This is a genomic window from Streptomyces sp. NPDC047981 (assembly GCF_040653315.1).
Lineage (GTDB): Bacteria > Actinomycetota > Actinomycetes > Streptomycetales > Streptomycetaceae > Streptomyces.
Genome location: NZ_JBEZNQ010000057.1, coordinates 33,912 through 52,085 on the forward strand (window position 1 = coordinate 33,912; position 18,174 = coordinate 52,085).

The 18,174-nt window shown below is 68.9% G+C and carries 14 protein-coding genes; 4 read left to right on the forward strand and 10 right to left on the reverse strand.

Features of this window, described 5'->3' with window-relative positions; translation table 11 throughout:
* Positions 1–285 precede the first annotated feature (285 nt).
* From AB0E14_RS28240 to AB0E14_RS28250, 3 genes are all read left to right on the forward strand, one after another.
* Positions 286–1,362: a ParA family protein gene (locus tag AB0E14_RS28240; protein WP_362424067.1), complete on the forward strand. Its 1,077-nt coding sequence runs from the start codon at positions 286–288 to the stop codon at positions 1,360–1,362.
* Entirely contained in the window at positions 1,359–2,465 is a 1,107-nt protein-coding gene (locus AB0E14_RS28245) for a ParB/RepB/Spo0J family partition protein (RefSeq protein ID WP_362424021.1), read from the forward strand. The genes AB0E14_RS28240 and AB0E14_RS28245 overlap by 4 nt, the downstream gene beginning before the upstream one ends.
* Positions 2,466–2,630: 165 nt before the next feature.
* On the forward strand, positions 2,631–3,248 hold the full coding sequence (locus AB0E14_RS28250) for a GNAT family N-acetyltransferase (RefSeq protein WP_362424024.1): 618 nt from the start codon (positions 2,631–2,633) through the stop codon (positions 3,246–3,248).
* Positions 3,249–3,327: 79 nt separating this feature from the next.
* Here AB0E14_RS28250 and trxA read toward each other — a convergent pair whose 3' ends face one another.
* The 7 genes from trxA to AB0E14_RS28285 all read right to left on the reverse strand — a co-directional run bounded on the left by trxA (position 3,328) and on the right by AB0E14_RS28285 (position 12,819).
* Complete coding sequence (trxA, locus tag AB0E14_RS28255) at positions 3,328–3,663, reverse strand: thioredoxin (protein ID WP_362424027.1); 336 nt, start codon at positions 3,661–3,663, stop codon at positions 3,328–3,330.
* 44 nt (positions 3,664–3,707) lie between these two features.
* Complete coding sequence (trxB, locus tag AB0E14_RS28260; RefSeq protein ID WP_362424030.1) at positions 3,708–4,673, reverse strand: thioredoxin-disulfide reductase; 966 nt, start codon at positions 4,671–4,673, stop codon at positions 3,708–3,710.
* A 126-nt stretch (positions 4,674–4,799) separates the two neighbouring features.
* Positions 4,800–5,723, reverse strand: coding sequence for a zf-HC2 domain-containing protein (locus tag AB0E14_RS28265; protein ID WP_362424033.1), 924 nt, complete (start codon positions 5,721–5,723; stop codon positions 4,800–4,802).
* The gene (gene sigM, locus AB0E14_RS28270) at positions 5,720–6,424 is read right to left on the reverse strand and encodes an RNA polymerase sigma factor SigM (protein WP_362424036.1); all 705 of its coding nucleotides are present in this window, start codon (positions 6,422–6,424) and stop codon (positions 5,720–5,722) included. The genes AB0E14_RS28265 and sigM overlap by 4 nt, the downstream gene beginning before the upstream one ends.
* A gap of 25 nt (positions 6,425–6,449) precedes the next feature.
* Complete coding sequence (locus AB0E14_RS28275) at positions 6,450–8,159, reverse strand: protein kinase family protein (protein WP_362424039.1); 1,710 nt, start codon at positions 8,157–8,159, stop codon at positions 6,450–6,452.
* 118 nt (positions 8,160–8,277) lie between these two features.
* Positions 8,278–10,485, reverse strand: coding sequence for a murein biosynthesis integral membrane protein MurJ (gene murJ, locus AB0E14_RS28280; RefSeq protein WP_362424044.1), 2,208 nt, complete (start codon positions 10,483–10,485; stop codon positions 8,278–8,280).
* Positions 10,486–10,530: 45 nt separating this feature from the next.
* Positions 10,531–12,819, reverse strand: a complete 2,289-nt coding sequence (locus AB0E14_RS28285) for a DUF6049 family protein (RefSeq protein ID WP_362424047.1) — start codon at positions 12,817–12,819, stop codon at positions 10,531–10,533.
* A 181-nt stretch (positions 12,820–13,000) separates the two neighbouring features.
* Here AB0E14_RS28285 and AB0E14_RS28290 point away from each other — a divergent pair, with 181 nt between their 5' ends.
* On the forward strand, positions 13,001–14,443 hold the full coding sequence (locus tag AB0E14_RS28290; RefSeq protein WP_362424050.1) for a CCA tRNA nucleotidyltransferase: 1,443 nt from the start codon (positions 13,001–13,003) through the stop codon (positions 14,441–14,443).
* 74 nt (positions 14,444–14,517) lie between these two features.
* On the opposite strand, the gene AB0E14_RS28295 is transcribed toward AB0E14_RS28290, so the two are convergent.
* From AB0E14_RS28295 to AB0E14_RS28305, 3 genes are all read right to left on the reverse strand, one after another.
* Positions 14,518–15,777, reverse strand: a complete 1,260-nt coding sequence (locus tag AB0E14_RS28295; RefSeq protein WP_362424053.1) for an MFS transporter — start codon at positions 15,775–15,777, stop codon at positions 14,518–14,520.
* Between the two features lie 78 nt (positions 15,778–15,855).
* Positions 15,856–16,938, reverse strand: a complete 1,083-nt coding sequence (locus tag AB0E14_RS28300) for an inositol-3-phosphate synthase (RefSeq protein WP_362424056.1) — start codon at positions 16,936–16,938, stop codon at positions 15,856–15,858.
* 48 nt (positions 16,939–16,986) lie between these two features.
* A complete protein-coding gene (locus AB0E14_RS28305) occupies positions 16,987–17,676 on the reverse strand; it encodes a helix-turn-helix transcriptional regulator (protein WP_362424059.1) in 690 nt (229 codons plus the stop codon).
* Between the last annotated feature and the right edge of the window lie 498 nt (positions 17,677–18,174).

The window sequence follows — 18,174 nt, forward strand, 5'->3', positions numbered from 1 at the left end:
TCAATGCGGCGCCTTTGAGCCGTCAACGCGGCGCAACTGATCCGTACAAGCTGCCATACGTACGTATTTCGGAGTGTCGAGCGGTCCTGCGTCAGCAGCGAGTGCATCGTGTTTCACGTGAAACGTCGCTCACTGCTGCAGGGGATCATCAGCCGCGGCCGCGCGGCTGCCACGCCCCGGGACCGTAAACCCCTCGCCAAGCCCCTCGCGAGGGGGACGGGATTGTCCACAGAGGTGGATTCATCCACAGAACCACGGGCCTCGCTGGTTCACGACCCCGAAAGCATGGCAGGCTCTGTTCATCGCGAGCCTGAAGCCGAGGAGAGTGAATCCTTGCGGTCCAACGCCAACATCGCGGGACCGATGACCGATCCGGTCCCCGGTCCCCGTACCGAATCGGCGGGGGAGGATGTTTCACGTGAAACACCGCCCCCGATGGACGACACCCCCATTGGTCGTGCTGCCCAACTGGCAGTAGAGGCGCTCGGCCGTGCCGGCGAGGGTCTTCCTCGGCCTGCCCAGACACGCGTGATGGTGGTGGCGAACCAGAAGGGCGGCGTGGGCAAGACGACCACGACGGTCAACCTTGCTGCTTCCCTGGCGCTGCACGGCGCCCGAGTCCTGGTCATCGACCTCGACCCGCAGGGCAACGCCTCGACGGCCCTGGGTATCGACCACCACGCCGAAGTTCCGTCGATCTATGACGTCCTCGTGGAGAGCAAGCCGCTCTCCGACGTGGTCCAGCCCGTCCAGGATGTCGAAGGCCTCTTCTGTGCGCCGGCCACCATCGATCTTGCCGGTGCCGAGATCGAGCTGGTGTCGCTGGTGGCTCGGGAGAGCCGGCTTCAGCGAGCGATCCAGGCATACGAGCAGCCGCTGGACTACATCCTGATCGACTGCCCGCCCTCTCTGGGACTGCTCACGGTCAACGCCATGGTCGCGGGCGCCGAGGTGCTGATCCCGATCCAGTGCGAGTACTACGCGCTGGAAGGCCTGGGGCAGCTCCTGCGGAACGTCGAGCTGGTGCGCGGACACCTCAACCCCGCGCTGCGTGTCTCGACGATCCTGCTCACCATGTACGACGGCCGGACGAGGCTGGCCTCGCAGGTCGCCGACGAGGTGCGCAGCCACTTCGGTGAGGAGGTGCTGCGGACCAGCATCCCGAGGTCCGTGCGGATCTCCGAGGCGCCGAGCTACGGCCAGACGGTCCTCACGTACGACCCGGGTTCCAGTGGTTCGCTGTCGTATCTGGAGGCGGCCCGAGAGATCGCGCTGCGGGGCGTCGGCATCCACTACGACCCGCAGCACACCCCTGCGGGTGTTCAGAACAGCCAGCACAGCATGTCGGAGGGGATCCAGTGAGCGAGCGACGTAGAGGGTTGGGGCGTGGGCTCGGTGCGCTGATCCCCGCTGCTCCCCAGGAGCGACAGGTACCTGCTGTCGGTGTGGCGGCGGGCAATGCCTCGCCGGGCGGTGCGGCGCCGCTCTCCTCGGACCGAGGCGTGGCCGCTGCGAAGGTGGCGACTCTTCCGCAGAGCCCCCAGTCCCCGGACTCCGTAGTGCCGGTGGCCGAGGTCGACGTGGTGGTGGAGATGGAGCCGCCCGCCGGTGCGCACTTCGCCGAGCTACCGCTCGACTTCATCACGCCCAACCCGAAGCAGCCGCGTGAGGTCTTCGACGAGGACGCGTTGGCGGAGCTGGTCACCTCCATCAAGGAGGTCGGCCTGCTGCAGCCCGTCGTCGTACGGCAGCTGGGTGCCGAGCGCTACGAGCTCATCATGGGTGAGCGTCGGTGGAGGGCCTGCCGTGAGGCTGGTCTGGAGCGGATCCCGGCGATCGTCCGGGCCACCGAGGACGAGAAGCTCCTTCTGGACGCGCTCCTGGAGAACCTCCACCGGGCGCAGCTGAACCCGCTGGAAGAGGCCGCCGCCTACGACCAGCTGCTGAAGGACTTCAACTGCACGCACGACCAGCTGGCGGATCGCATCGGGCGCTCGCGCCCGCAGGTCTCCAACACGCTGCGTCTGCTGCGGCTGTCGCCGCCGGTCCAGCGTCGGGTCGCCGCCGGTGTGCTCTCTGCCGGCCATGCCCGGGCTCTGCTCTCCGTGGAGGACCCGGAGACGCAGGACAAGCTGGCGTATCGGATCGTGGCCGAGGGGCTCTCGGTGCGTGCGGTCGAGGAGATCGTGACGCTGATGGGCTCCGAGCCCAGCGCCGCGGTCAAGCCGAAGGGGCCGCGGGCCGGAGCACGCGTCTCGCCAGCGCTCACGGACCTGGCCTCGCGACTCTCGGACCGCTTCGAGACGCGGGTGAAGGTCGACCTGGGGCAGAAGAAGGGGAAGATCGTCGTCGAGTTCGCCTCGATGGAGGATCTGGAGCGGATCCTCTCCACCCTGGCGCCCGGCGAGGGACGCGTGATGGATCAGGGGAGTTCCGAGCAGAGCGAGGACGACACCGAGAGCTGACTCTCCGTCTGCCTCCCCGTGACCTCAGGGCGGGCCGTGATCCGGTGAGAACCGGGACACGGTCCGCCCTTTGCCTGTGAGCGGTATCGCCCTGATCGCCCCATGGTTACGATTCTGGGAGCGCGTATCCGTACTGCGATGGCCGTGGGAAGCGAGGCAACAGCCGTGGGGCGTCGGCTTGTACCGCTCACTCTGGACAACCTTCCGGACCTCCCCAAGCGATGTCGCTCCTGTGTGTTCTGGGAGCTGGACCCGGTAAGCGGTGAGGCCGCGGTGAAGGCCGGCCGGCCGGAGCTGGAGAAGGAGGCGTGGATCTCCGCGGTGCTGCTCGAGTGGGGCTCCTGCGGTCGCGTGGTCTATGTCGACGACGTGCCCGTCGGATTCGTGCTCTACGCGCCACCCGCGTATGTGCCACGCTCCATGGCCTTCCCCACGAGCCCGGTCTCTGCCGACGCGGTCCAGTTGATGACGGCCTGGATCATGCCGGGCTATCAGGGGCAGGGACTTGGCCGGACGATGGTGCAGACCGTCGCCAAGGATCTCCTGCGGCGTGGCTTCCGGGCGATCGAGGCCTTCGGGGATGCCCGCTGGACGGAGCCGGCCTGTGTGCTGCCGGCCGACCATCTCACCGCGGTGGGGTTCAAGACGGTACGACCGCACCCCGCGCATCCACGGCTGAGGCTGGAGCTGCGGACGACGCTGTCGTGGAAGGAAGACGTGGAGCTGGCCCTGGACCGGCTCTTGGGAGCCGTCCAGAAGGAGCCTGCGCTCCGGCCCCTGTAGTTCTGTGGTGATGGACGACGAACGGCCCGCCTCCGACGTCCGGAGGCGGGCCGTTCCTGTTTCACGTGAAACAGGAGCGTCAGGCAGTGGGCTCCACGAAGTCCGCGAGGTCGCGGAGGATCGCGGCCTTCGGCTTCGCGCCGACGATCGTCTTCACGACCTCGCCGCCCTGGTAGACGTTCAGGGTCGGGATGGACATGACGCCGTACTTGGCGGCCGTGCCCGGGTTCTGGTCGATGTTGAGCTTCACGATCTCGATCTCACCGTGCTCGGCCGCGATGGCCTCCAGCGACGGGGCGATCTGGCGGCACGGGCCGCACCACTCGGCCCAGAAGTCCACCAGGACGGGCTTGTCGCTCTTGAGGACGACCTCGTCGAAGTCGGCGTCGGTCACGTTCTTCAGGGTGCCGGCCACGGCAACCTCCCTTGAATCTGTGGGGTGGGGTGTGAGTGGTGAGATCAGACCGCGGGGGTCTCGGCGAGCTTCTCGCTGTCGGCGAGGGCCGCGAGGAAGCGCTCGGCGTCGAGCGCTGCGGAGCAGCCGGTGCCGGCGGCGGTGATCGCCTGGCGGTAGGTGTGGTCGACGACGTCACCGGCTCCGAAGACACCGGAGAGGTTCGTCCGCGTCGACGGGGCGTCGACCTTGAGGTAGCCCTCTTCGTCCAGCTCCAGCTGGCCCTTGAAGAGCTCGGTGCGAGGGTCGTGGCCCACGGCGATGAACAGACCGGTGGCCGCCAGCTCGCTGGTCTCGCCCGTCTTGGTGTTGCGCAGGGTCAGACCGGAAAGCTTCTGCTCGCCGTGGATCTCGGCGACCTCGCTGTCCCAGGCGAACTTGATCTTCGGGTCGGCGAACGCGCGCTCCTGCATCGCCTTGGAGGCGCGCAGGGAGTCCCGGCGGTGGACGATCGTGACCGACTTGGCGAAGCGGGAGAGGAAGGTGGCCTCCTCCATCGCGGTGTCACCACCACCGACGACGGCGATGTCCTGGTCCTTGAAGAAGAACCCGTCGCAGGTCGCGCACCAGGAGACACCGCGCCCGGAGAGCACGTCCTCGCGGGGGAGGCCGAGCTTGCGGTGCTGGGATCCGGTCGTGACGATGACGGCCTTCGCGCGGTGCACGGTGCCGGCGGTGTCGGTGACGGTCTTGATCTCGCCGGTCAGGTCGACGGCGACGATGTCGTCCGGCACCAGCTCCGCGCCGAAGCGCTCGGCCTGGGCGCGCATGTTGTCCATCAGGTCGGGGCCCATGATGCCGTCACGGAAGCCGGGGAAGTTCTCCACGTCGGTCGTGTTCATCAGGGCGCCACCAGCGGTGACAGCACCCTCGAAGACCAGCGGCTTCAGCGACGCACGCGCCGTGTAGAGCGCAGCGGTGTAACCCGCGGGCCCGGAGCCGATGATGATCACGTTACGGACGTCGCTCACGGGTTTCTTCCTCGTCTCTGCAGACTGCCTACTGCCTACGGGGCGGCCAGGTCGGTGACTCTCACCCCACCCAACGGATCCTACGGGGCCAGCATTCCCGAGACCGCCGCGCGGCACGGCGAGGTGTCAGGACCGCGGGTAGGTGTGCGTCAGCAGAACCTCGGCCTTGCCCTGTCCGCCCTTGTCGGCGCAGGAGGCATCGAGGACGTAAGCCTGTACGTGTGTGCCCTGGGTTCCTTCTGGCAGCACCACGAGATACGCCGGTGTTCCCTCATAGTCACCGCGCTGGAAGGCGAGCGCGGCGTCCGGGCGGCCGGTGCCTGCCTTGACGCACTCCGGCAGCGGCTCGGCCGCGTTCCGCTCGTACGGGGCGTCACTGCCTTCGACGGTGAGCGACTCGGGCTGGGTCTCCCCGGGAGCCTTGAGGGTGTCAGGCCGCAGCAGCTCCTGTACCTGGGATTCCATCGGGCGGCCGTCGAAGGTGTCGGAGGTGACACCGCTCGCGGCACTGCTTGTCTTGTCGGCGGAATCACTTCCGCCCAGCGACTGCAGGCCTCCTTGGGTGAGGAAGAGGCTCGTGCCGAGCGCTGCGGCGCCGAGGACGGCACCGAGGGCCGCGATCCGGCGCCGGCTGCGCCGGGGACGGCCTGGGCCGGTGGTGGCGCGGGGGTGCCCTGCAGGACGTCCAGCCACCGGGGCGGGCTCCGGGGAGGCCGTGGAGGGGCGCGCTGGAGCAGGACTGCTCGCTGTTTCACGTGAAACATCGGGAGCGATGTCGGGGGTGGTGGCGTTCAGCAGCGCCTCGGCCGCCAGGGCTGCATCGATACGACCGGCGATGTCGGCGGGCATCCGGGGCGGGCCAGGCAGCGTTCCCAGCAGCCCGCGGATCTCCGCCAGCGAGGTACGGACGTCCGCACAGAGGGAACAGCCCTCGATGTGCCGGCGGACGGCCGCCGTACGGGACGGGGAGAGCAGCCCTTCGGTCAGGTCGGAGATCTCCGAGACGTCCGGGTGCTGTGCTGTGTCGGCCTTGCCGGTCGTGGAAGTCACGCGCGCCCACCTCCGCCCTTCACAGCAGCCGGCCCATTCGGTCCGGTATCCGATGGCCCCGACACCGGTGGGACGGATGTCCCCGGCGTCCGGTTCCTTCCCCGGTCGGGGCCCTCGTTACCCACGGTGTCGGCGCGCAGATGGCTGAGTATGGGAAGCAGCCTGGCCCGTCCGCGTGAACAGCGGCTCTTCACCGTCCCGGTGGGGACGTCGAGGATGCGGGCGGCTTCCGCGACCGGGTAGCCCTGCATGTCCACGAGGATCAGGGCGGCCCGTTGGTCGGCGGGGAGTGTGGCGAGGGCGGCCAGCAGCTCTCGGTGGAGGTCCTGGCGCTCTGCCGGTGCTTCGGCCGACTCGGCCGGTTCGAGGAGTTGCTCGAAGCGCGCGGTGTCGTCCATGGGGGAGGTCTTGCGGGAAGCGGCCTTGCGGGCGCGGTCCAGGCAAGCGTTCACCGTGATCCGGTGCAGCCAGGTCGTGACGGCCGACTGGCCTCGGAAGGTATGCGCGGCCCGGAAGGCCGACACCAGGGCGTCCTGGACGGCGTCAGCGGCTTCCTCGCGGTCCCCCAGCGTCCGGAGGGCCACCGCCCACAGCCGATCGCGGTGGCGCCGCACGAGCTCACCGAAGGCGTCGGGATCGCCGGCGACATGGCGCGCCAGGAGGTCCTGGTCGCTGATGTCGCTGCCTATCGGTTCTTCCAACGGTGAGCCCCCTCCCCCGATGTCGTCAGCTGGTGATCTTGATGTCCGAGATCTTGCCTCGGTATCCCCCGCCGCTGCCGGGCAGGTCGGTCAGCCAGACCAGAACGTAGCGCGTCTTCACGGGCTTGTCGGCCGTGAGAGTGACCTGCTCCCCCGAGCCGGAGGTCACAGTCGTGAAGCCTTCGGCCGACGTGGGCTGCGACGAGGCGTTCTCGGGCGCTGTCCGGAGCTCGACGGAGGTCTTCCCCTGGAAGGTCACCTCCACCTTCGAGATCTCCTGGGCCGTACCGAGGTCCAGGACGAGACCCACTCCGTCCTTCAGCCTGCCGAAGTTCGAGTACCCGTAGTAGATGGACGTCTGCCAGGACGTCGTGGGGCTGCCGTCGAAGGCATTCCCTATCTCCGACGGGGTCTCGGCGCCGTCGCCCTGCGGGTCGAAGTCGCTCGCACCGGCGATCGTGACCGGCTTGCCCTTCTCGGGCTGCTTCTCGTCCTCGGTGTCCTGCGGCTGAGTGGTCTGCGGCGTCTCCTGCTTGTTCTTGCCCTGGTCGAGCAGGCGGTCGGCGATCTGCCAGCTGCCCAGTCCGAGGGCCGCGATCAGGAGTGCCGAAACAGCCCACTTCAGGGCGCGGCCTGTGCGGCTCTCCAGCGGGGCAGGAGGGGCCATCACGGGCTGGGTCGCCTGCATGCCCGGACGGGGCTGCGGACGGCCGTAGGTGCCCTGCTGGTAGGTGGTGCGCTGGTAGTCGGGCGGGGTGGGGAACTCGGGCTCCGGCGGGCGGATGCGGGGCATCGCCGCCACGGCCTTGGCGAGTTCGTCCGGGGTGGTGCAGGGAGGCTCCTGCCGCGAGGCGGTGGCCCCGTCGTTGGCCAGGGCGCGCATCGCGATCTCGGACAGACCGCGGTGGACCCCTGCCCGCACCTGGTCGGGAGCGAGGAGCCCGACCCCCTTGGGGAGCCCCGAGAGGCCGTAGGCGTCGCTGTCGTACGGCCAGCGCTGGGTCAGCGCCGCGTAGAGCAGGGCGCCGATCGCCTCGGTGTCCGTGCGCTGGGGGCGCTCGGCGCTGATGCCGCGCAGTGCCGCGTTCACGGCCAGGCCACGAATCCGGTACTGGCCCGTGGAGCTGCGCAGTACGGCGCTGGGCGTCAGGCGGAGATGGGCCAGGCCTTCGCGGTGGGCGGCGGCCATCGCCTGGGAGACCTGGCTGACGAGCTGGTACGCGTCGTGCGGCTCCAGAGGGCCGGCGGCGAGGAGCGTCGTCAGCTCGGTGGAGTCGGGCAGCCACTCGTGCACCACGTATACGAGGTCGTTCTCCTCGACGGCGTCGAGGACCTGGACGAACCGAGGGTCGCCGAGCAGCGCCGCCGAGCGGGCCGCCGCGAGGACCGAACGGGCCCGGGGGTGGTCGGCCGGCAGCAGGTGGACGCCGACGGCGCGACGAAGCTTCTCGTCGACGGCACGCCAACTACTGAAACCGTCCAGACGAGTGACGCACTCCTCCAGGCGGTAGCGCCTGGCCAACTTGTGCCCGCTGTGCAGCTCGGGAGTCTCGATGGACGGCTGTTCGCCGTTCTGCCGCTTCGCGGCCTTGTCCTCTGCGACCTCGGCGGACTGCTCCGCCGTGTCCTTCGCTTCCGCCACCCCGTCGGTCGCGGCCGTGTCCGCCTTGGCGGTCAGCGGGTCGTCACCGCTGTTGTCGGCCACGTCGACGGCAGCCGTGCTACGTTCCGCCACCGTCGTTCCTGCCTCCCCATCCATTGCGCCACATCCAGCAGCCATGCCAATTGTGCCCACAGTCGGCCGCTATGCACGACACGCGGCGGCCGACGATGGTTGCGCGGGCACGGAATTCCTACCGTCCCAGGCGCCCACGGACCATACCGACCATGGAGTTCAGCTCTGCGATCCGCATGCGCTTGGCGGCCACGAAGAAGACGCCGAGCAGGACGGCGCCGCCGACGAGCAGGGCCACGAGCGAGCCGAGGGCGCCCTCTCCGAGCAGCTTCAACAGGCCGAAGCCGACGGCGCCGGCGACGACCGCGGCGGGCAGCGAGGCCAGGCAGAGACGGGCGTAGGTCCGCATGACGTGGGCGCCGTCCAGGTCGCCGCCGAGCCGGTTGCGCAGCCGGCGCCAGGCGACGCCGACGCCGACCGCGTAGGCCAGTCCGTAGGACGCGGCCATGCCGACGACGGCCCACTGGGCCGGGAGGACGAAGTAACAGGCCGCCGAGGCGGCCGCGTTGACGGCGGCGACGATGACCGTGTTGTAGAAGGGCGTCCGGGTGTCCTCGTAGGCGTAGAAGCCGCGCAGGACGACGTACTGGACCGAGTACGGGATGAGGCCGAGGCCGAAGGCCATCAGGATGAAGCCCATGCCCTGGGCCGCCTGAACGCCGCTGGAGGCGTAGAGCAGGGTGCACATCGGCACACCGAGCGCGAGGAACGCGAAGGCGACCGGGACGATCGCGACGGCGGAGTTCCGCAGACCCTGCGAGATGTCGTCGCGCACGGCGCCGGGGTCGTTGTCGTGTGCCGCCCGGGAGATGCGGGGCAGCAGGGCGGCCATGACCGAGACGGTGATGATGGCCTGCGGCATGCCCCAGATCAGCTGGGCGTTGGAGTAGGCGAGGAAGCCGGCGCCGTTCTTGCCGGACGCCTCACCGGCGGCCGTGGCGAGCTGGGTGACGACGAGGACGCCTGCCTGGTTGGCAAGGACGAACAGCACGGTCCACTTGGCGAGTTTGACCGTCTTGCCGAGGCCGTGGCCCTTCCAGTCGAAGCGGGGGCGGAAGCGGAAGCCCGCCTCGCGGAGGTAGGGGATCATCGCCAGGGCCTGGACGACCAGGCCGAGGAGGGTGCCGATACCGAGCAGCCGGATGCCGTCGTCCGGGATGGTCTGCACACCCATCTGGGACTCGGCCGAGGTGCCGTAGACCCAGATGAACAGGCCGAACGTCACGATCATCACGATGTTGTTGAGGACCGGGGTCCACATCATCGCGCCGAACTTGCCCCGGGCGTTGAGGATCTGACCCATCACCACATGCACACCCATGAAGAAGATCGTGGGCAGGCAGTAGCGGGCGAAGGTCACCGCGACGCTGTTGGCCGCGGCGTCGTCGGCGATGGTGTTCGACATCAGCCGGATCAACACCGGGGCGGCGAAGACCGCGATGATCACGATCGCGCCGAGCGCAACCATGACCAGCGTCAGCAGTCGGTTGGCGTAGGCCTCGCCGCCGTCCTCGTCGTTCTTCATCGAGCGGACGAGCTGCGGAACGAAGACCGAGTTGAGGCCGCCGCCGACGGTGAGGATGTAGATCATCGTCGGCAGCGTGTAGGCCACGGTGAAGGTGTCACCGAGCAGCGCGGCGCCGAGCGCGCCGGTGATGACCAGGCTGCGAACGAAGCCGGTGAGGCGGGAGACCAGGGTGCCGGCCGCCATCACCGCACTGGACTTCAGCAGCCCGGAGGCACGGCCTGACTTCTTCGGTGCGGGGGCGGGCATCGGGTTCGGCTCCGGAGCGGGCGGGGGAACCTGGCCGGGGGTCTGCTGGTCCCGGTAGAGGTGGGCGAAGGCGTCCGGTTCCGGCTTCTCGTCGCCGGCCCGCGTCACGAGGTCGTCGACACCCGTGAACTGGACTGTGCGGGCGTCGTCACCGTAGGGCAGATGACGCGACGGGCCGTCCGGCTCGGGCGCCGGGGTCTGCGCCCACACCCGAGGGTCCGGGGCATGCTCGGGCGCCGCCGGCTGCTGGTAGAGCGGCTGCGGCTCCTGGAAGGTGCCCGGCGGAGGCGGGGGGTGCGCGGCGCGGTCGTAGAGCGCCTCGGTCACCGGGTCCTGCGCGGACAGATCCCGGGCCTGGAAAGGATCGTGGGTGTAGGCGTCCTGGACGTAGGGGTCCTGGGCATACGGGTTCTGGGCGTACGGGTCGGAGGCAGGCTGCTGCGGTGGCGGTACCGGCGCCTGGCCGGGTCCCGGGGCCGCCGCGGGCGTTCCAGCGGACGGCTCGGTGCCACCCAGGCCCTGCCCGCGGTCACCGTCGTACGGCGCGTTCATGGTTACCCCACCTCATCGTCCCCGGCCGACCGGCCACGACATCGCTCAACGGTCCACTTTCTCACCCGGGCCGGACGGGTCACCGCTTTCGTGGGCGGTGTCCGGCGTCGGGTCACTCGGCTGCCCGGGATCGTCCTGCTCCGCGGTCTCCGCCTCGGTGCTCTGGGCAGCCGCCCGCTTGCGGCGGGTGTACATCCGGGCCCCGGCGAGGACCAGGAGCAGGACGCCGCCGGCGATGACGAGCATCACGGTCGGGGTGATCTCGTTGACCTTCACGGTGAACTGCATGGGCTCGCCGTACGGGGTGCCGTCCTTGGTGAACAGCTGGGCCGTCATCGACACCGGCCCGTTGGCGTTGGCCGAGGCATCGAACTTCACGGACTGGCTGTGCCCCGCGCCGATCTTGACGGGGAGTTCGGCGACCGGCTGTCCGTCATTGAGCTTCAGACGGGTCTTGTTCCCCGACGTGAGCCGCAGCACGAGGTCGTCCACGCCCTGCAGCAGCTTGTTCTGGACGGTCACCGGGATGGTGGCGCTGCGCCCGGAGAGCGTGAGGTCCGACTTCTCGACCAGCTGGACCTCACGCGTGAGGCTCTGGAGGTACTCGTGCACCCTGATCCGGTACAGCGAGGCCGCGGGGGCCTGACCACGCCAGGACGTGGACATCTCCCGGCTGATCGCGTTGCCGAACGGCGTCACCACGCGGTCGGGCTGGGTGAGGATGACCTTGAAGTCGTCCAGGGCGGCCCGGGTGTCCTTCATGTCGCGGAAGGCCTCGGCGGGAAGCTCCTGCTTCCGCAGCTCGCGCGGATAGCGGGAGCTGCTCGGGACCGTGGTGCCGGCATCAGGGTCAGGCTTGACCGAGGCGGCCGCGATGAGATCGAGGGGCTGAGTCCAGCGGCCGGCCGACAGGCCCCGCAGAGCTGCCGCCATGGTCTGCGCCTGCGAGGTGGTCGGCATCCGCTGGGGGGCGACCACGATGCTGCGCTGCAGGTCGGGCTGTTCCAGGGTGACCGCGAGCGACTGGGCCAGGAACTCCTGGACGGCGAGGGTGGAGTTCCCGGCGGGGAGCATGTCGCCCTCGAAGGCTGTCGAGAGGTAGGCGTCGCTGACGATGGCCGTGGTGCCACCGCCGATCGGTCGAGCCGCCGTCGGCGTGTACGGGAGGTCGTCCTGGAAGCTGTCGCTGCGGGCGATCACCTTCTGGGCGCCCGCCGAGGTCGCGACATCCATGATCGAGGGGTCGACGGCCCCGTCCACGGGCCAGGAGAAGTCGGTGGACGGCTTGACGTGAAGAATGGTCTCCACCGTCGTTCCGGCCAACTCGGTCGCCGGCTGGAGGTGGCTCAGCGAGCCGGGGACGTCCTTGCCGCGGTGGGCGAGCGAGGCGATGTCCGGGTCGGCGAACGGCAGAGCCACGACCTTGCGCCCGACGACGGCCTTCTGCAGCGAGTCCAGCCATCGCTCGGCGACGGCCTGGTTCCTGCCGGGCACCGTGCCCGTGCCGTTCTTGACCTGGTAGCTCTTCGTCATGGCGTCGACGGTGGCCAGCAGGTCCGGGTCGATCACCCAGGTCACGGGCAGTTCCTTGCCCAGCGTGACCATGTGGTCGAGGCGTCCGCCGGGAGCGAGCTCGGCGGCCAGATCGTCGTTCTCGAAGACCGGCGTCTGCTGGTCGTCCGTGCCGGTCTCGGCCGAGACATGGGCCGAAGAGATCAGCGGCCAGAGGTACGTGAGCTGGGTCTTCTTCTCCGTGGCCTCGGGCTGGTACGGCAGGAAGGTGCGCTCGATCCCGAGCACGTGCTGCCCGGGCTGTGAGGAGGTCTCACCCGAGAGGGAGACCCCGAGCTGGTAGACACCGGCGTCGTCGAGGCCGAGCTTGTCGACGGGAACGGAGAGCTTGAACTCCTGGCTGAGCCCGGCCGCCAGCCGGGGAATCTTGACCGTGTAGGCGCCACCGAGGGCAGCCGGGTCGCTCCCGGGCCGGTAGCCGGTACGGCCGGAGACCTGCTCGATCTCACTCCGGCTCGTCATCCGGGGGCCGACTCGTACGTCCACCGTGGCGTCGGTCACGGTCTGCTTGCCCTTGTTGGTCACCGACCCGGCGAGCGTGACCGTGTCGCCCTCCACCGGTGCGCTCGGCGCCAGCGTGTCGAGAGACACATCGACGGTTCGCGAGCCGGTGGCGTCCTCGGCGGCGATGGCCGGCGTGGCCACGGCGCCCTGGAGGAGTCCGGCGAGCAGCGGTGCCCCGGCAAGGAGGGACGCCGTCCGCCGCAGCCACCGACGGGCAGGTGAGGGAAGGGTCCCCTGGATGTCTGCCGCCTCGGCCACGCGCTCGCCCGTCCTCGTCGTATCAGTGGTGTCGGTGGTTCCCCGTTGCTGTGTCCAGGCATGGTAACGAGGCACGCCGGGGGCAAGTGCCGGGGACTGCTCCAGCCGATGCGGACAAGGCGGTCGCTCCGTGGGAAAACGGGGACGCTGCCCAGGGCCGGGGCACGTACCCTTTTCTGTTGTGCCGAACGCCAACGAAGACACCCCGACCGCACTGAGCCAGGTGCAACGCCGCGCCGTCAGTGAACTGCTGCGCGTCTCCCCTGTCGCCGACGACCTTGCCGTCCGATTCCAGGAGGCAGGGTTCAGCCTCGCGCTGGTCGGCGGCTCGGTGCGGGACGCGTTGCTCGGACGGCTCGGCAACGATCTCGACTTCACCACGGATGCCCGTCCCGAGGACGTTCTCAAGATCGTCCGCCCGTGGGCCGACGCGGTCTGGGAGGTCGGCATCGCCTTCGGCACGGTCGGCTGCCAGAAGAGCGGCTACCAGATCGAGGTCACGACGTACCGCTCGGAGGCGTACGACCGCACCTCGCGCAAGCCTGAGGTCTCCTACGGAGACTCCATCGAGGAAGACCTCGTCCGGCGTGACTTCACGGTCAACGCCATGGCCGTGGCCCTGCCGGAAAAGGAGTTCATCGACCCGCACGGCGGCCTCGACGACCTCGCGGCGCGCGTCCTGCGGACCCCTGGAACCCCGGAGGAGTCGTTCTCCGACGACCCGCTGCGGATGATGCGTGCTGCCCGGTTCGCGGCCCAGCTCGACTTCGAGGTAGCCCCTGAGGTCGTCACCGCGATGACGGAGATGGCCGGCCGCCTGGAGATCGTCTCCGCGGAGCGGATCCGTGAGGAACTCAACAAGCTGCTGCTCTCCGCCCACCCTCGCAAGGGACTGGGCCTCCTCGTCGACACCGGCCTCGCGGCCCATGTACTGCCCGAGCTGCCGTCGTTGCGGCTCGAGAGCGACGAGCATCACCGGCACAAGGACGTCTACGAGCACTCCCTGACCGTCCTCGACCAGGCGATCGACCTGGAGGAGGACGGGCCCGACCTCGTGCTGCGCCTGGCCGCGCTGCTGCACGACATCGGTAAGCCGCGCACGCGCCGCTTCGAGAAGGACGGTCGCGTCTCGTTCCATCACCACGAGGTGGTCGGCGCGAAAATGACCAAGAAGCGCATGACGGCCCTGAAGTACTCGAACGAGATGATCAAGGACGTTTCGCGCCTGGTGGAGCTGCACCTGCGCTTCCACGGCTACGGCACCGGCGAGTGGACCGACTCCGCCGTCCGCCGCTATGTCCGTGACGCCGGCCCCCTTCTTTCCCGCCTTCACAAGCTGACCCGCTCGGACTGCACCACGCGGAACAAGCGGAAGGCCGGTGCGCTCTCGCGCGCCTATGACGGACTGGAGGAGCGGATCGCGCAGCTCCAGGAGCAGGAGGAGCTGGACTCGATCCGGCCCGACCTGGACGGCAACGAGATCCAGGAGATCCTCGGGATCCGCCCCGGCCCGGCTGTCGGGCAGGCGTACAAGTTCCTGCTGGAGCTGCGTCTGGAGAACGGGCCGATGGAGCACGAGGCAGCTGTCGCCGCGCTCAAGGAGTGGTGGGCGACTCAGGGCTGAGGCGAACCCGTCGATGTTTCACGTGAAACATCGACGGGCGCTGGCGCGGAAGGGGTGATGTTTCACGTGAAACATCACCCCTTCTGTCGTTGGCGCCACAGCATCAGAGCGATCGAGGCGTACACCACGGCGACCATCACGACGACGGGGACGGACCGGCCGTCGGGGGGCAGCATGAGTGCGGCGACAGCGGCCGCGCCGACGAAGGCGACGTTGAAGAGCGTGTCGTAGAGGGCGAAGACCCGGCCCCGATAGGCGTCGTCCACGGACGTCTGCACGACCGTGTCCGTGGAGATCTTGGCGCCCTGGGTGACGAGTCCGAGGAGGAAGGCCGCGATCAGCAGAGGCGTCTGGGCGAAGGGCAGCCCCAGCGCGGGTTCCAGAACGGCTGCCGAGGCCGCACAGGCGGTCATCCAGCCGAAGGGCCCCAGTCGCCCGATCGCCCAGGGTGAGACGAGGGCGGCCACGAAGAAGCCCGCCCCGGAGGCGGCGACGGCGAGCCCCAGCAGCGCGAGCCCTTCCGACTCCGTGGAGCTCCAGGCGTAGCGGCAGAGCATCAGCACGGTCACCGTCAGCGCCCCGTAGCAGAAGCGCATCAGGGTCACAGCTGTCAGCGCCCGGGCCGCGGGCCGTCGCTCGGCCAGATGGCGCAGCCCGTCCACCAGGCCACGAGCCGTCGAGGCCAGCGCGGCGCCCAGTCGGGGTTGGACCACGTCGGGATCGGGGCCCAGGAGGTCACGCGCCATGCGCAGCGAGGCCAGTGCGGAACAGAGATAGAGGAGAGCGCCGAAGAGGACGACCGCGGAGTCGGAGTCCTCGGAGAGGAGCCGGATCCCGAAGGCGAGACCGCCCCCCACCGTCGCGGCCACGGTGCCGGCGGTCGGGGAGAGGGAGTTGGCGACGACGAGCCGCTCGTCGTCGACGACCCGGGGCAACGCCGCCGAGAGCCCTGCCAGGACGAAGCGGTTGACGGCTGTCACGGAGAGGGCGGAGGCGTAGAAGAGCCAGTCGGGTACGGAGGCCAGCATGAGCACGGCCGTACCGCAGGCGAGGAGGGCGCGCAGGAGGTTGCCGTACAGGAAGACCTGGCGGCGCTGCCAGCGGTCCAGCAGCACGCCGGCGAAGGGGCCGACAAGGGAGTACGGGAGCAGGAGCACGGCCATGGCGGAGGCGATGGCCGCGGGAGAGGTCTCCTTCTCGGGGGAGAAGACGACGTACGTGGCGAGCGCCACCTGGTAGACGCCGTCGGCGCACTGGGAGAGCAGGCGAACGGCGATGAGACGGCGGAAGTTCGTCAGGCGCAGGAGTACGCGCAGATCACGTACGACGGGCATGGCAGCAAGACTCACATACGAAGAGGGTCCCCGGGTGAAAGACCCGGGGACCCTCGAACGACGAAGTGGATCGGCGCTTTAGCGCTCGACCTCGCCCTTGATGAACTTCTCGACGTTGGCGAAGGCCTCGTCGTCGAAGTACTGCACCGGCGGGGACTTCATGAAGTACGAGGACGCGGAGAGGATCGGGCCACCGATGCCCCGGTCCTTGGCGATCTTCGCGGCACGCAGCGCGTCGATGATGACACCGGCCGAGTTCGGGGAGTCCCAGACCTCGAGCTTGTACTCCAGGTTCAGCGGGACGTCACCGAAGGCGCGGCCCTCGAGGCGGACGTACGCCCACTTGCGGTCGTCCAGCCAGGCCACGTAGTCCGACGGACCGATGTGGACGTTCTTCTCGCCCAGCTCGCGGTCGGGGATCTGCGAGGTGACGGCCTGGGTCTTCGAGATCTTCTTCGACTCGAGGCGGTCGCGCTCGAGCATGTTCTTGAAGTCCATGTTGCCGCCGACGTTGAGCTGCATGGTGCGCTCAAGACGGACACCGCGGTCCTCGAACAGCTTCGCCATCACGCGGTGCGTGATGGTGGCGCCGACCTGGGACTTGATGTCGTCACCGACGATCGGGACACCGGCCTCGGTGAACTTGTCCGCCCACTCCTTGGTGCCGGCGATGAAGACCGGGAGGGCGTTGACGAAGGCGACCTTGGCGTCGATGGCGCACTGCGCGTAGAACTTCGCGGCGTCCTCGGAGCCCACGGGCAGGTAGCAGACGAGCACGTCGACCTGCTTGTCCTTGAGGACCTGCACGACGTCGACGGGAGCCTCGGCGGACTCCTCGATGGTCATGCGGTAGTACTTGCCGAGGCCGTCGAACGTGTGGCCGCGCTGGACCGTGACGCCCGCGTTCGGGACGTCGCAGATCTTGATGGTGTTGTTCTCGCTGGCGCCGATGGCGTCGGAGAGGTCGAGGCCGACCTTCTTCGCGTCGACGTCGAAGGCGGCGACGAACTCGACGTCACCGACGTGGTAGTCGCCGAACTGGACGTGCATCAGGCCGGGCACCTTGGACGCCGGGTCGGCGTCCTTGTAGTACTCGACGCCCTGCACCAGCGAGGCGGCGCAGTTGCCCACGCCGACGATGGCTACGCGAACCGAACCCATTCCGGTTGCTCCCTGTGTGATCGTGGAAGCCCTGCGGGATGCAGGGATTCACTTGGCGGTGTCGTCGGACGGATCCGGCCGGGTACTGCCCCCGTGCCGGGGCAGGCCGCCCGTTTCTCCAGATTCGTTGTCGTGCTGAGCGGCGCCCTCGGGGGCGTCGGGGCCGGATCGCTGATCCCGTCCCGCCCGCTCGCTCTCGATGAGCTCGTTCAGCCAGCGCACTTCACGCTCCACGGACTCCATTCCGTGGCGCTGCAGCTCAAGTGTGTAGTCGTCGAGGCGCTCGCGCGTCCGGGCCAGAGAGGCGCGCATCTTCTCCAGGCGCTCCTCCAGCCGGCTGCGGCGGCCTTCCAGTACCCGCATCCGCACCTCGCGCTCGGTCTGACCGAAGAAGGCGAAGCGGGCGGCGAAATGCTCGTCCTCCCAGGTGTCCGGGCCGGTGTGGGAGAGGAGCTCCTCGAAGTGCTCCTTACCTTCGGCCGTCAACCGGTAGACGATCTTGGCGCGGCGTCCTGCGAGTGAAGCGGCGAGCGCGTCCTCGGGGGCGCTGCCCGGCTCCTCGATCAACCAGCCGTTGGCGACCAGCGTCTTGAGGCAGGGATAGAGGGTCCCGTAGCTGAAGGCCCGGAAGATGCCCAGCGAGGTGTTGAGCCGCTTCCGCAGCTCGTACCCGTGCATCGGCGCTTCGCGGAGCAGGCCGAGGACGGCGAACTCGAGGATTCCCGAGCGCCTGCTCATCCGTCGCCCTCCTCTGCTGTCGGGTGCCTTATGCCGTACTGATGTATCGACTCGATACATCCAGACGATAGAACGGCCGAACAGCTGCGACAAGTGGGGCCACGGTGACCGGCGTCACATCGTCAATTCACAGCAATCGACTTGCCTGATTTGGGGTGAACTTCGGCTCTAGGAGGGTTTTGGCCGTGCGTAGTCTTGCGGCATGCAGACCACCGGGAACCGAGCGACGCCGCACGGCGTCAGTGCTCCGGGTGACCGGCTGCGGTACGGAGAGGCCTTTGGTGAGGTCTGGCCGTGCGCATTTCGGGGGGACCGGAACTCAACTGCCGCTTCCAGGCGTACGCGCCTGCCCGAGGAGTAGTCGTTCGATGAGCGAGCATCGTCGCAAAATGCCGCAGTCGCATGCCGTCGTACGTCGTGAACTGGTAGTGGCTGAGGTAGTCGCCGCGGGGGTCAGGTATCGGCTCGACCCGGTTGGGCGGCAAGAGATCCAGCCGA

What these genes read in the sequence shown, in the direction of transcription:
- AB0E14_RS28240 (WP_362424067.1), top strand. Translation starts at nt 286, where the DNA reads ATGGCAGGCTCTGTTCATCGCGAGCCTGAAGCCGAGGAGAGTGAATCC.
- murJ (WP_362424044.1), bottom strand. Translation starts at nt 10,485, where the DNA reads ATGAACGCGCCGTACGACGGTGACCGCGGGCAGGGCCTGGGTGGCACC.
- AB0E14_RS28295 (WP_362424053.1), bottom strand. Translation starts at nt 15,777, where the DNA reads ATGCCCGTCGTACGTGATCTGCGCGTACTCCTGCGCCTGACGAACTTC.
- AB0E14_RS28300 (WP_362424056.1), bottom strand. Translation starts at nt 16,938, where the DNA reads ATGGGTTCGGTTCGCGTAGCCATCGTCGGCGTGGGCAACTGCGCCGCC.
- AB0E14_RS28305 (WP_362424059.1), bottom strand. Translation starts at nt 17,676, where the DNA reads ATGAGCAGGCGCTCGGGAATCCTCGAGTTCGCCGTCCTCGGCCTGCTC.